Annotated in this window: 13 protein-coding genes; 4 read left to right on the top strand and 9 right to left on the bottom strand. The window is 39.2% G+C overall.

Translation table 11 applies throughout. The features are described from left to right. The first annotated feature begins 167 nt into the window (after positions 1–167). Both tagD and QBK89_RS00240 read left to right on the top strand, forming a co-directional pair. Complete coding sequence (gene tagD, locus QBK89_RS00245; protein WP_284138997.1) at positions 168–566, top strand: glycerol-3-phosphate cytidylyltransferase; 399 nt, start codon at positions 168–170, stop codon at positions 564–566. Further along, a complete protein-coding gene (locus QBK89_RS00240; protein WP_284138996.1) occupies positions 559–1749 on the top strand; it encodes a CDP-glycerol glycerophosphotransferase family protein in 1191 nt (396 codons plus the stop codon). Before tagD ends, QBK89_RS00240 begins: the two co-directional genes overlap by 8 nt. Positions 1750–1807: 58 nt before the next feature. On the opposite strand, the gene pssE is transcribed toward QBK89_RS00240, so the two are convergent. From pssE to QBK89_RS00205, 7 genes are all read right to left on the bottom strand, one after another. Then, on the bottom strand, positions 1808–2287 hold the full coding sequence (pssE, locus tag QBK89_RS00235; protein ID WP_284138995.1) for a PssE/Cps14G family polysaccharide biosynthesis glycosyltransferase: 480 nt from the start codon (positions 2285–2287) through the stop codon (positions 1808–1810). Continuing rightward, complete coding sequence (pssD, locus tag QBK89_RS00230; protein ID WP_284138994.1) at positions 2284–2754, bottom strand: PssD/Cps14F family polysaccharide biosynthesis glycosyltransferase; 471 nt, start codon at positions 2752–2754, stop codon at positions 2284–2286. The genes pssE and pssD overlap by 4 nt, the downstream gene beginning before the upstream one ends. After that, a complete protein-coding gene (locus tag QBK89_RS00225) occupies positions 2754–3857 on the bottom strand; it encodes a glycosyltransferase (protein WP_284138993.1) in 1104 nt (367 codons plus the stop codon). The genes pssD and QBK89_RS00225 overlap by 1 nt, the downstream gene beginning before the upstream one ends. A 12-nt stretch (positions 3858–3869) precedes the next feature. Next, entirely contained in the window at positions 3870–5168 is a 1299-nt protein-coding gene (locus QBK89_RS00220; protein ID WP_284138992.1) for an O-antigen ligase family protein, read from the bottom strand. 141 nt (positions 5169–5309) lie between these two features. After that, a complete protein-coding gene (locus QBK89_RS00215) occupies positions 5310–6647 on the bottom strand; it encodes a UDP-glucose dehydrogenase family protein (protein WP_284138991.1) in 1338 nt (445 codons plus the stop codon). Further along, the gene (gene galU / locus QBK89_RS00210) at positions 6644–7552 is read right to left on the bottom strand and encodes a UTP--glucose-1-phosphate uridylyltransferase GalU (protein ID WP_284138990.1); all 909 of its coding nucleotides are present in this window, start codon (positions 7550–7552) and stop codon (positions 6644–6646) included. The genes QBK89_RS00215 and galU overlap by 4 nt, the downstream gene beginning before the upstream one ends. A 152-nt stretch (positions 7553–7704) precedes the next feature. After that, entirely contained in the window at positions 7705–11445 is a 3741-nt protein-coding gene (locus QBK89_RS00205) for a S8 family serine peptidase (protein ID WP_284138989.1), read from the bottom strand. A gap of 288 nt (positions 11446–11733) precedes the next feature. Between QBK89_RS00205 and QBK89_RS00200 the strand changes: the two genes are divergently transcribed. After that, positions 11734–12207, top strand: a complete 474-nt coding sequence (locus QBK89_RS00200; RefSeq protein WP_284138988.1) for a hypothetical protein — start codon at positions 11734–11736, stop codon at positions 12205–12207. A 797-nt stretch (positions 12208–13004) separates the two neighbouring features. Beyond that, positions 13005–13409, top strand: coding sequence for a hypothetical protein (locus QBK89_RS00195; protein ID WP_284138987.1), 405 nt, complete (start codon positions 13005–13007; stop codon positions 13407–13409). Between the two features lie 132 nt (positions 13410–13541). Here QBK89_RS00195 and QBK89_RS00190 read toward each other — a convergent pair whose 3' ends face one another. Together QBK89_RS00190 and QBK89_RS00185 are read right to left on the bottom strand one after the other, a co-directional pair. Further along, complete coding sequence (locus QBK89_RS00190) at positions 13542–13844, bottom strand: PTS sugar transporter subunit IIB (protein WP_284138986.1); 303 nt, start codon at positions 13842–13844, stop codon at positions 13542–13544. After that, positions 13841–14179, bottom strand: a complete 339-nt coding sequence (locus QBK89_RS00185; protein WP_284138985.1) for a PTS lactose/cellobiose transporter subunit IIA — start codon at positions 14177–14179, stop codon at positions 13841–13843. The genes QBK89_RS00190 and QBK89_RS00185 overlap by 4 nt, the downstream gene beginning before the upstream one ends. Positions 14180–14206 lie beyond the last annotated feature (27 nt).

Raw genomic sequence — 14206 nt, 5'->3', positions numbered from 1 at the left:
TTTTCGACTTATTATTTTATAGGTATCCCCTATCACATATTTTTCCGCACCCTGTTTATTTAAAATATAATTCATAGTATAATAAACTTGTATTCGATTTGATAAAGTATTGTAATGTATTATGTGAATATAAATGATATACTAACTGTTATCGGAGGTTATTATAAATGAAAAAAGTAATCACATATGGAACATTTGATTTGCTTCATACTGGTCATATAAACATTCTACGTCGTGCAAAGGAATATGGCGACTATCTTGTTGTTGCGATTTCTTCTGATGAATTTAACGCATTAAAAGGTAAAAAGGCGTACTATTCATTTGAGCAACGCAAGGCAATTCTTGAAGCGATTCGTTATGTGGACGAAGTAATTCCTGAGCATACATGGGAGCAAAAAGTGGAAGATGTGAAGGCGCATAACATTGATGTGTTTGTTATGGGAGATGATTGGACCGGGAAATTTGACTTTCTGAAAGACCAATGTGAGGTCGTTTATTTGCCGCGGACAGTTGGAATTTCCACCACAAAAATCAAACAAGATTTGAATTCAGCAAACAATGGCTAGGGAATTTGCTGTTACGGCATACCTGTTTGTTTTTCGTATTTTCTTTGAACTTTTTAAACGATTTCCCCAAAAGAAGAAAACAACATTTGTTGCTTCCTTTGGGGATAATATTTTGTTTGCTGCACAAGAAGTTGAAAAACAAACAGACGACCAAGTTGTTATCCTTTCAACCTCCCAATGTCACATCAACTTTAAGGAAATGCTAGCAACCAAACAAATACTCGCGTTCGAACCTAGCAATCTCATAAATTGGATACAATCTATTTATCACTTAGCTACCTCACATAAGGTATTTGTAGATAATTATTATGGATTTCTAGCAGCGAGTTCCTTCCGCTCCAATGTAGAATGTATTCAGCTTTGGCATGCTGCAGGTGCTATAAAGCAGTTTGGTTTACAGGATCCATCGAATCAGTTTCGTTCACAACGCGCAATAGATCGCTTTCATAAGGTTTATAGCAATTTCCATCACGTTGTTGTCGGCTCAGAACGAATGGCTACGATTTTCAAAAAGAGCTTTGCCTTATCGAATGATACTATTTTGCGTACTGGTATTCCGCGTACAGACTTTTTTTATGATTCTGAAGCTATGAATGAAGCAAAGCATATATTAGAAGATGCATTTCCAATTATTAAGAAAAAGAAAGTCATTCTTTATGCACCAACTTTTCGAGATGACAACCTAGCATCGGCAACAATCGAACTAGATATAGAGAAAATGTATAAATCGTTACGACATGATTATGTCATTTTCTTAAAGCTTCATCCCGCTATAAATGGGACGTTTGAAAATAAATTTCCGGGCTTTGTTTTTAATGTATCAAGTGACTATCGGATGAATGATTTACTTGTTGTGGCAGATTTGCTAATCACAGACTATTCTTCTATTCCCTTTGAATATGCATTGCTGCAAAAACCAATGATCTTTTTTGCGTATGATTTGGAAACATACCAAAAAACGAGAGGCTTTTGGGAAGATTATGAAACACTTGTCCCTGGACCCATTGCTTTTAACACAGATGCGTTAATTGACATCATTATGCAAGCATCGTTTGATATGGGGCGTGTTCAACAGTTTGCTAACCAGTGGAACCTTTATTCGAAAGGAAACGCTAGCAAACAGCTGATAGAGGCACTTTATGTTGAAGAGGCACAACAAGTAGAGCAACCTGTAAATATTTAACTCCGTGGAAAAAGCAACCATCCTTTTTCTTCGGAGTTATTATTTTGCTTCTATGTTGTTATGCCTCTTCGATAAAGCGTTGAATTAATTGAAAAATCGTCTTCTTTCCTGATTGAAATGGCTGGGGCTTAAAATCTTCTGCTTGTTTTAAAACAGCAGCGAGCTGTTCGCCATCCTTCCATGTTAATATGTATCCTTGCTTTAAAAACTGAGCCACGATTTCCAATTGATGATTATCATTATGCTCTCCATATTCCTTTAATCGTGGAACAGCAATCACCTTCTTCCCTTTACGTAAAGCTGTCACAACCGACCCCGTTCCCGCATGGGTAATGACTATCCTTGCTTTATCGTAAAAAGCATCCATTTCCTCATAGCTCACAAATTTCTTTAATGAAAAGTATTTACTATTACAAGGGGTATGCCCGTGTTGAACAATGACCTCTTCTTTGATGAAGGCTTGTTGCTTTAAATGTTCTATTTCATTTAATAAACGATGAAATGGGAGTTCATGCGTTCCAAGTACAACGAATATCAATAGATAGCACCTCCATAACGCGCATTTGGGTATACCTTCTGCATCGATTCCCATTGCACAATAAACAAATCTGCAATCGGATAAACAAGTCTTCCAGAAAGGGTTGGTGACGTTGTTTTTGCAAAGCTTTCTATAAAAATCACTTTTTTTCGGAAAAGCTTGGCAATATAGCACATCGGTACAGCAGTATGCGCCCCGGTTGTTATAACAACGTCAGGTCGAGTACGTAGAAAAATGAAAAAGGTTTTGCATACATTAAAGGAGAATTTAAACAAATAACGAATGGGATAGTTGCGTGCACCATATACGAGTGTGGATACGGGATAGTTTTCTTTCATTTTTTCTGTAATCTCGGACTTTTCGGTCACAATATGATAATCGTATTTTTTAAAAATAGGCTCTAGCTGCATGAGCTGTGTTAAATGTCCACCAATAGATGATATTAGAAGTATTTTTTTTTGCTTCATCAACTGCTGCTCCTATCACGATAAATTTCGATTAAACGTTCTATAATTTGGTCTTGATCATATGCACGTGCCTTTTCTTCCCCATTTTGTATTAATGATCGCTGTAAACTTGTAGAGGAAAGCACTGCTTGTAAGGCTGCTTCTAATGCATCAGAATCCTTTGGTGGGACTAATATGCCTGCCCCATCGGCAAGTAAATAGCGAAGTCCTCCTACTGTCGTGCCAACTACTGGCGTATGACAGGACATCGCCTCTAAAGCAACTAGTCCAAAGCCTTCCATATAGGAAGGGATTACTAACACATTTGCTGCAGAAATCCATATAGGTAATTGACTTTGCTGCATCGGCCCATGAAAAAAAATCCCTTCTTCTGTTTGCGTCTTTCGCTTTAAGTTCTTTGCAAATAGAGGTTCCTTTTCTGCGCCGATTATATGGAGTTGGGCTGTTGGATTCGTTTCCTTATACTTCTGATAGGCTGCAACTAATTCCTCTAACCCTTTTGCCTGAATGATATTTCCAACATATAAAATGATGGACACTTGTTCATTGCAACCAATTAAATTGCGTGCTGTTTTTTTATTCATTGGATGGAATCGGCTCCGATCGACGCCCATAGGTAGTACATCGATTTTTTGTTCTTGTATGCCGTAATGTAGAACCATGTCATTTTTTAATTGATGACCGACCGCTATTATGTGATCTGCTTCTTGCAAGATGCACTTCGTTGCCTTCTGGAAGAAACGATTTTTCCTCGCCATTTTATCCATATCCCCACCGTGTGCAGTAACAATCATCCTTGCATGAAACAGCTTTTTAAATATAAGCGCGCAAAGGCCACTCGGAAAAATATAATGGGCATGAATAATCGTATATTTTTTCCCTTTCGTAACGAGTGTCCATCCAGTCCGCATAATCCACATCATGTATTTTTGCAGCACTGCCTTCTTGTTCGAGCTTGGATTTTGAACAGCTATTACGTCGACTAGCATTCCTTTTTCCTTTAACGCTCGAACTTGGTTTTCCACAAATACCCCGAATACCGGATGCTTGCTACTAGGATACATCGTACTAATTATTAATATTCTTTCCTTTCGTTTCGTCATCTTATACATTCCTCATCTGTTTAAAGTTGGCGGGTTCACATGCATCCATAAAAAGCTAATAACGACAATAAGGTAAATACTCGCAGCAGGGGACGATAATACATGTCCTGCTACAAAAGAACTACCTAAGCCGAGACAGGTCGCTAATGCGGCAAATATGATTGGCAAGTTCCACTTACAAAGTAACAGATGGCGCAACAGCAAGATGCCAATACTTAAAAGGGGAAGAAAAAGAAGTAAACTGCCTACAATTCCGAAACCAAAAAACCAATCAAGCATGTCCATTTCTGCGAGCTTAGGCTCCTGTTCATAGTTCCCACCATATCCCATGCCAAAAAGCTTCTGAAGGAGTGGTGCTTCGCTAAATTGCATTTGCAGCTCGTCCAAGAATTCACTACGTCCGCTTAATAGCTCTGGAACTTGCTCTGGTTCGTCTTCTGGAGTGTCCTTTTGTTCTTCTTGTTGCGAATTCGTTTCTCCAAAAAAGAAGTTAAGGTTGTTTCCAATTGCTGCGTATGGAACAGCAATTATTGTCATCATAAAAAGGGTGGCAAGTATTGCTGCGTGTTTCCATCTTTCGCGATGCTTAGGATAGCCGATAATAGCAAGAAGCAGAGCTATCCCTAAGATAACTACAACTGCTCCAAAGCTTACCTTCGTTCCAATCTCTAGCATAGAAGCGATAACGAGCACGATAAAGGGAAGCTGATATATCTTATTGTTGAAAGACTGTTCTGTCCAAAAATAGAGCAGCATCATACTAAACCCCATTGCTACAATCGTACTTAGCTCGTTTCCAGAAAAGAACCAGCCTGAATGACCTGCCTTGGCGAGCGCATCATAGGTTTTTTTTCCAGTTCCTGTTATAGTAGCAACCAGCATAATTCCGCCAATCGTTGCCATATTGAAAAAAACGAGACGTTCGATCGTACGGTTCTTTTTTAGTTGCACGTGCCATTTATTAAATACAAGTATAAATACAACGAGCAATTCTACGAAAAACATTGATTTTACAATATGAATGACTTCCTCCCCAACGGAAAAAGGATGCTTCCATCCCAAGGTAACAATAAGATGAACCACCATAAAACTAATAACGAGTAAAAAATATGAAATGAAAATTTTCTTCCATTTTCCAGGGGGCAACAACAGGATGTACCAAAATCCTGCCACCATGATTCCAATTCGGGCAATTTCCGATATGGGAAGGTGAATGAATGCAGCAATATCTAAAAATGGTTGCAGCGCGATAAAATAAATGAAGCTATACTCAAGTCTCTTACGCCATTTAGTATGTTGAAGCAAATGCATGCTAGTATCCTTCCTCTATGTCCATTGTCTAATCGAATAAAGTAAAAACCATTAAACAGTATCGTCCGAAAGCGAACGGTTTATAATCATTTTTTCTTTAGAACTGAAGAAGTTTTTAAAAAACAGTCCAAGGATACCCGATTATTCGGGATACGCTTGGACTGCTTCACTTATAGGAAATATATCCGGCCGACCGATCGAATGGTATTCAAGCCCTGCTTGCTTCACCGCTGTTAGTGAAAAGCAATTTCTCCCATCAAATAAAATGGGGGATATTAAATAATGGTGATAGTTCTCTAAAGGAAATGCTTTTATTTCCTGCCAGTCGGTTAAAATGACTGCACAATGAGCCTGTCGCAAAGTCTCTTCCATCGTTGTCATCATTCTAACCTGTCGTGGCATCACTTCTTTTGCGTTTTCTAAAGCTACCGGATCATATGCATGAACTGTTGCCCCGATATTAATGAGCATTTGTGCAATCTCGATTGCAGGTGATTGCCTCATATCATCCGTATTCGGTTTAAAAGCTAATCCGAGAAGTGCAATTGTTTTTCCGTCTAGATTACCGAAGCGTTGTAGTATTTTCTCAATGAGCCATACGCGTTGCAATTCATTGACACGCTGCACTTGCTCGATAATTCGCATTTTCTGACCTGCTGTTTTACCTATTGCAAGCAATGCTTTTGTATCTTTTGGTAAACAGGATCCTCCATAGCCTATGCCAGCTCTTAAAAAGGAGGAACCAATTCGTTTATCCATTCCTACACCTTTCGCAATCTCCTCTATATTTGCATCACACTGTTCCGCAACATGAGAAATTTCATTAATAAAGCTAATTTTCATGGCCAAAAATGCGTTTGCCGTATATTTAATCATTTCAGCACTGCGAAAATCCGTTTTTAAAATAGGAATGTTTAATGGCTTATATATTTCTGCTACAACGTTCATTGCCGTTGGATTCTGCGCACCGAGCACAATCCGGTCACCTCGAAAGGCATCTTCGACAGCTGATCCTTGTCTTAAAAATTCCGGATTTGCAACAACATGAACAGCAATATCGCGTGGAGCTTCTTTTTCGATCCATCCTTGAATACGTTCATTTGTTCCAACAGGGACAGTGCTTTTCGTAATAACAACTGTATCCTGCTGTAAGTGCTGTGCAATGGCACTTGCTGCCTGTTTAACATAGCTTAAATCTGCTGAACCGTCGTTTGCTTCTGGTGTTCCTACTGCAATAAATACAAGCTGACAATCAGTAAGTCCAACCTCATACATTGTCGTAAAGCTTAATCGATGCTGTCGTATGTTTTTTCGTATTAGCTCCTCCAGTCCCTGTTCATGAATCGGGCACACCCCTTTTGATAGCTGTTGAATTTTGGACTTATTCACATCAACGCATGTAACTTGATGACCTAATTCCGCAAGACATACCCCTGTAATCAACCCAACATATCCAGCTCCAATAACAGCTATTCTCATAATTTCCCCCTGCCATTACCGCTTTTATAAACGTCTTCCAGCAAACCATGTAAATACGGAACGAGTTCCTCTCTTAAATCACTCCGCTCCATCGCCATTTCAATTGTTGCTTGAATGAATCCGAACTTATCTCCAATATCATATCGCTTTCCTTCCACTAAACAAGACAAAACACGCTCTTGTTCATTTAAGCGATTAATCGCATCTGTTAACTGCAGCTCTCCTCCTATTCCAGGTGTTGTTGCATTCAAATGTGAAAATATTTCCGGCATAAAAATATACCGACCAATGATCGCGATATTGGATGGTGCTTCTTCTGTTTTTGGCTTTTCAATAAGTGAATGGATAGGGAATATTCGTGTAGGATTAAGTGTTTGCTCTAATGGGGCGACAATTCCATACTTTGTTACAGCATCGGCGGCAACTTTTTGGACACCAATGATCGAAGTTTGATATTGCTCAAAGGCTTCCATAAGCTGAGAAAGACAAGGGCGGTTTGCAGTTACGATATCATCACCAAGTAACACCGCGAAGGCTTCATTTCCAATAAATCGGTTTGCACATCTTATTGCATCTCCCAGACCATTCGGTTCTTTTTGACGGATATAGTAAATGTTTGCTAATGAAGATATTTCACGGACCTTCGCAAGCGTCTGCTCCTTTCCCTGTAATGCAAGTTTTTCCTCTAATTCGTATGAAATATCAAAATGATCCTCAATTGCCCGCTTCCCACGACCAGTAACGATGACAATATCTTCAATCCCCGATGCAATTGCTTCTTCTACGATATATTGAATTGTTGGTTTATCAACTATGGGCAACATTTCTTTTGGTTGTGCTTTTGTTGCTGGTAAGAATCGCGTCCCCAGTCCAGCTGCTGGAATAATAGCTTTCCGAACCTTCACCTCTGATTCTCCTCTCTCTAGGATGTATGGGCTAATGCTTTATCATCGATACTTTATTTGTATGTATCTACCTTGTTTTTTAGAAATCCGACACATAAGAAGGCATGAAAAAATCGGCACCCATATGGATGCCGATGCTTTCAAATATCATTTTATCCGAACAAACCCCAAAGCTTGCCAAGCATAATATACATTTGTTCAATCCAGTAACTATACCAGTTCTCATCATCATTTTCTTTTACTTTCTTTTCAATCTCAATCGTTTCTGTTGTTACATGTCCACCAAGATCGACTACTTTGAACTCAAACTCATTTTTCCCATCCTCTAGCTCAAGCTCAATATCTTTAATCGTCTTATTAAAACCATTCATCCCATATGGTTCTGAGAGCGCATGCTTATACACTTCATCCCCATTCACAAATAGACGAATATCATCAAAGTTATCTTTAATGTTAACCGCTACATTTACTGTATCAGTTTTCACTTTTTTCTTCGCCTTCACCTTTACTTTTGCTTTTTCACTATCTAAGAAAAAGCGTCTGCCAATCTCTGTTTCATTTCCAGCCATATCTACCGCTTTAATATGGTAGAAATAGAAGCCATCCTTTGTATGCTTTACCGTTAATGAAAAGTCATAACGATCTTCCTCTGCATTATAGACGAGCTCTGCTTGCTTTCCATCTACCGTTACTTCTTTAATGCCTGATTCATCCTTTACATATCCTGAGAACACTACTTCTTTATTCGTTTCTACACCGAGAAATTCAGGTGTTAACAGGTGTAAATCAGGTATCGTCGTATCCTGTGGTTCAAGTGAAACCTCTTCTGCTACTTGGTTTCCAGCGTAGTCTACGGCAACAATTTCGAGCAGCTGACCTTCACCTAGTTCTTGGTCAAACTGATGCTCCGTCTCGCCGTTCGTGTACGGGTTAGCTAAAACAGACTGTCCATCAACAAGTACATCCCAATACGCTAGTCCACTGCCATCGTCACTTGCAGTCACTGTTACACTGTTCGCTTCTCTGTCAAAGCTTGCTTCTACTTCTGGAGCAACGGTATCAACCATAACTGGTACTTCTAACGTTTGCCATTCTGCTCCTTCATAATCAATAACAGCCTCTGCTTGCAAGTAGTACTGTCCATCTGCTGCTTGCTTCCCCCGAATTTTTCCATCCCAAGTGCGATCAGAAGACAACGAGTACATCGGGTTTGAACCACCATCATAATAATTTTTACGGACAAAGTCCTCTGTTCGGATGGTACGTACTACCTTTTTATTTTCGTCTAGTACTTGGAACTTGACTTCCTTCGCATTTCTTAAGAAGGATAAAATCATTAATGCATCATCCTGTACACCATCCCCATTTGGTGAAAATGCGATTTTCGTTGGATCAATTGCTCCTGTATTTAAATCCTCTCCTAGGAAGCCATAATTTCCTTCTCCTAGATGTGTAACTGCTCCAGTCATTTCATAATAGGAACCTTGCTCCCATAATGGGTTATCAAATATTGGAGCCTTGTCCCAATCCCCTTTAAAACCAACATATGGAACTGTTAGCTGTGGATTCGTATCACTTGGATCCGTTAATGTAACAAAGCCTTCTAACCAATAGCCATTAACAAAGTTTGATGCTAACGCTGCATCAATTTCACTTAGATCAATCGTCACTGTAATTTCTACCGCGTCATTTGCAGGCACCTCTACTGTGCTTACTTCCTCTCCATTCACGGTTGTCGTTGCCATTCCTTCTAAATCTAGGGCACCGAACAAGTTAGGTGCGACAAGAAGGTCATCTCCATTTTGAACTGGCACATCGGTTTGTGCATTTGCTTTTACTTGATAAGTTGCTGCTTGATCTGTGAAGTTTTCTGCAGTTAATGCAAAGGTCACTGTATTTTCTTTTATTTCTCTTAGCGCAACCTTTGCTTCCTCTGTCTCCGTTTCTGTAACCATAACTGGTGTAGACAAGGCTGCATGTAGCTGCATTAAGCCTGCTCCTTGACGACGTGGCGAAACGTGCGTGCCTTCAAAATCAACAATCTTCGCCGTATTCATCATGAGGTTTTTGGCACGAAGTACGCGTTCTTCATCCTCAAGTCCAAACTCTTCCTCGGTACGATTTAAGATAAGCGCTGCTCCTCCGGCAACATGTGGAGCTGCCATCGATGTACCACTCATAAGCCCATATTCATTATCATTCAATGTAGATAGAATTTGTCCACCAGGAGCCGTAATTTCTGGCTTAAAATCAAGATTTGGTGTTAAACCCCAAGAAGTAAAATCACTCATCTTTTCTGCATCTGGATTCGGTGTACCAAGCTTCTCTCCATTAAAGGTAACCGATACTGCTTGTCCATTTTTAAGAGCTGCTGCTAATCTATCTCCATCACTCTTTAGCATAAAGAGCTGTGGAATGACAATGGCATTGTCTGTAGCCATATTTACAAGTCCATCTGTATTGTTGTAAATAAATACTCCTGCAGCACCAGCGTTCTGGGCATTCAATGCTTTATCTGTAAAAGCAAGCTCCCCGCGCTGGACTAGTGCATATTTTCCTGTTAGATCCTTCCCTGCGAAATCTTCCGGCTTTCCTAATCCTGCCTCGACAAGCTCAAAGGTTTCTCCAGCAGCTTGACTTGTATTTCCTGCCGATAGGAAAGGTGCTGTTCCTGGTTCCCCATCAATACTGTATTCAACCGATTCAACTTCAATAAATGAATTTTCATACGAAGCTACTTGGACAGAATCATAGGAAAGTCCAGGTGATCCGCTTACACCATAATCTGGGTTCGATGCAAGTGGGTAGTAAAATCCATCACCTAGTTTGTTAGAATTCCCAGCAGAGATCGCCATGTATACGCCGTTTTCAACTGCACGTGCGACAGCTTCCTGTTCTGGTGAATCTTCATTTACAAACCCTGATGGTGATCCTAAGCTCATGTTCAGTACATCTGCCTCTAGCTTAATCGCATCATCAATTGCTTTAATATAAATATCACCATACGTAGACTGCATTTCAGGATCATTCCCAAATACTTTTAATGCGAGTAACTGAACCTCAGGAGCGATCCCTTTAATGCCCCCATTTTCTTCATCTCCATTAGCTCCAACTGTTCCACCGACGTGCATACCGTGCATGGATGCACCTTGGTAAATTTCACGGATTTCATCATTTTCGTCCATATAATTATAGCCATATGGTACTTTTTCCGTATAAAATTTACCAGGTAACCCTTCCTCTTCTACGGCTTCGCCTACTTCTTCTTCGGTCAGTTCAGCAGTAGAGTTATCTGTTAACACCATATCGCGATGACTTGGATCAATACCGGTATCTATGATTCCAACAACTAGCCCTTCTCCTTTAAATCCATAATCACGCCATGCTTGTTGTGCTTCTACAAGCTCCTTACTATATTTCATGTCAGGCTTTGCGATTGGACGTTCATACTCATTCACAATCTCAACCGATTTAACATTTGCAATTTGTTTGATTTCATCAATTTCCTTCTGTTTTACAGTAGCACTAAACCCATTTACAACTGCATTAAACGCTTGTAAATATTTAGGATGAATGTTTTGCTTTTTGATCGCTTCCTTTACCGCTTTTTGCTTTGAGTTAGCTTCCTTTTGAAGCTGCTTCTTTTCTGCTTGCGATAAATCCTTAAACATCTTTCCTTTTTTTGAAGCTATCTGAATTGGAGCTTCACCGTCAACTTCAATGACAACACGAACCTCTTTTTCAGGATCTACCGTTTCTTTCAACTGCTGATCAAACAGTTTTTCCTGTTTATTCTTTTCGATTGTTTTTGGCATTACTTCTCCCATTGCAAACGAAACATTGCTAAATGCTAAAAGAAAGATTAATAGAAATGCACCAACCCGCTTAAACATCCAATTCCCCCTTATAAAATGCGTGCTTTCGTAAACCTAATCCAACTCCTTTACTATGTCACCACCTCATCTATCCATGACTTAATATTCAGATATAACTGATGATAGATAATTTTTAGTATAATAACAAGAGTCCATTGACCTATCTCATTTTAGTGGTTTCTATTGGATTCGACAGATATCGTGAAGAAGCTTCATAAACTACCAGGTATAAAGTTCTATACGTGCATAATTTTTAATAGCTGCTGGAAGTAGGAACTGCTAGAATATGAGAGAGATTTGATTGGAATGGAGCGGGAGTCGGGTGGAAATGGCCCTGTTCGAGCGGGAACTACCCCAATTCGGATGAGAGCAACCCAATTCGATCAAGAAAGTGCTCCAAACGATCGAGAATCGGGGCAAACGATCAGGAATCGGCCCAACTCGATCAAGAAAGCGCTCCAAACGATCAAGAATCAGGGCAAACGATCAAGAAAGCGCTCCAAACGATCAAGAATCGGGGCAATTCGATCAAGAAAGTGCTCCAAACGATCGAGAATCGGGGCAAACGATCAGGAATCGGCCCAACTCGATCAAGAAAGCGCTCCAAACGATCGAGAATCGGGGCAAACGATCAGGAATCGGCCCAACTCGATCAAGAAAGTGCTCCAAACGATCAAGAATCAGGGCAAACGATCAAGAACCTCCCCAATTCGAGCGAGAGCAACCCCTATTCGATCGAGAACGGCCCTATCTCGATCACGATTAAATAGGCTACAGTAAGCCAGATAGAATCATCAACCTTGAAATTGCGAATAGGTATACTAAACTAAGGGAAAGGTTATAGATTGCAGAGTATTTTAAACTTAAATTTTAAAATGGGGCGGTTATATGCAAACCATGCACAATAAAGTGATGGGTAAAGGTAAGATGCGGTTAATTTCATTCGTGTATCTTGGACTGATGTTGATATTTTATGTGGGGTATGTTTTATTGGATAATTATCGCTTAATTAAATCTCAATTCTGGGCAAATATGGATGGACTAACAGGGAGTGAACTTCAAAGTATTCAACAATTAAATTTTTGGATTAACTTTTTTGAAATATCCTTTTTAGGCTTATTTATCCTTGCCACGATTGTGTTATATCGTTTCAGAAAGAACAGAATAATTTTAAACTATTTTATAATCTCGCATCTTTGTATATTTTCTTTCCTATTTTTACTGGGATATGTTTTATCATTCTTTTTAATAGCACCTATTGGAAATTTAACTCAGCCTTTACTTTTGCCTTTTTATCTACTAATTGTAGTAGTGATATATGCTGTCATTATGACAATAAGTCATCGACTAATTAAATAGTTTCATTTATGTTTTTCATTTTAACTAAACTGTATCTTCGTGGAATTTTCAACAGCTACCTCACCTCTTAGACCGCTGAAGAGCTCCTCTGATTTTCACTCGATCAAGCCCACTCCTAAACCCTAATCTCAAATACTATTGAGTAGTTCTCGCCCCTATGATAGAATGACAGAGAAATTTGTGATAAGAAAACGAAATAGGGGGATTTGGAGGGAATTATGGGACCTTATCTTTTTGTAGTTGCTGCACTATTAGCTGTTTTACCAATTTTATTTGTGTTTAAAATTAGTGTTGAGCGGATCAAAGAAAATCCACAACAAAAGGAACGTACACAGTCTTTCTTTTTTATTGGCGTTGCCATATGTGAAATTATTCCTATCATATTAATTATCTTTGGTATGATTAATATGATGACTGTTTCAAGCATTGATGAACTATTTATTCCTGGGTTAATCCTATTGTTTTTAATGGGATTTGCATCCTTCTTTATCTTTCTTCAGCGTGTGTTTGATGTAGAGGAGGATGTAAAGGGGTTTATGAATACGTTTGCCATGGTTGGTATTGCAATGGTCAATGCGGTTCCGATTATAGCAATTGTTTCCTTACTTATGATGATGCCCTAAAAAGAAAAATATCTTTATACTATACAACTAACAAGGATAGCCGATTCATAAATTAAAAGCGACCTGCACCTTAGCACAAGTCGCTTTTCTATTTCATATAAATATAAGAGTACTTCCCCTAATCCCCTCTATTTATTGAGATAGCTCAATTGCTTGATCTAATACTTTATCACCTTGCATCAGGCCATAGGCTTTCGTATCAATAACATCGGCTTTAATCCCTTTTGGCTCTGCTAGCTCTCGAATCTTTTTCTCTAAATAACGCACCTGTGGTCCGATTAAAACAACATCCAATCCATCTAAATTATTTTTTAACTGTGATTCTGGAACTGCTTCAATGGTTGCTTCTAGATTTCTTTTTTCCGCTTCTGCTCGCATTTTATTGACGAGCAAGGATGTTGACATACCGGCAGAGCATACTAAGATGATCTTCATTGTTTTCCCTCCACTTGCTCTATTTTTTCATACATTGTAATCATCTCGTTTGCTAAATCTTTTACTGTCATTGCAGTCATCAAATGATCCTGTGCATGAACAAGGATTACGGTAACAACAGTAGGATTACCACTTGCTTCTTCTTGTAAAAGCTTTGTTTGCATATGATGTGCTTCATTAAAAGCTTCATCTGCATCCGCAATTTTCTCCCGCGCTTCTCTAAAACGATAATCTTTTGCAAGAGCAATCGCCTCCATCGCATAAGAGCGTGCATTCCCCGCATGCAAAATGATTTGGAATGAAATCATTTGAATTTCTTCTGTTGCTTCAGACATTGCTGTTCCCCCATTCTAGATGAATAT

Origin of the sequence: Virgibacillus sp. LDC-1 (assembly GCF_030137545.1) — a bacterium.
Taxonomy (GTDB): Bacteria; Bacillota; Bacilli; order Bacillales; family Amphibacillaceae; genus LDC-1.
The sequence above is the reverse complement of the archived record's forward strand: the minus strand, read 5'-3'. Positions and strand labels throughout refer to the sequence as shown.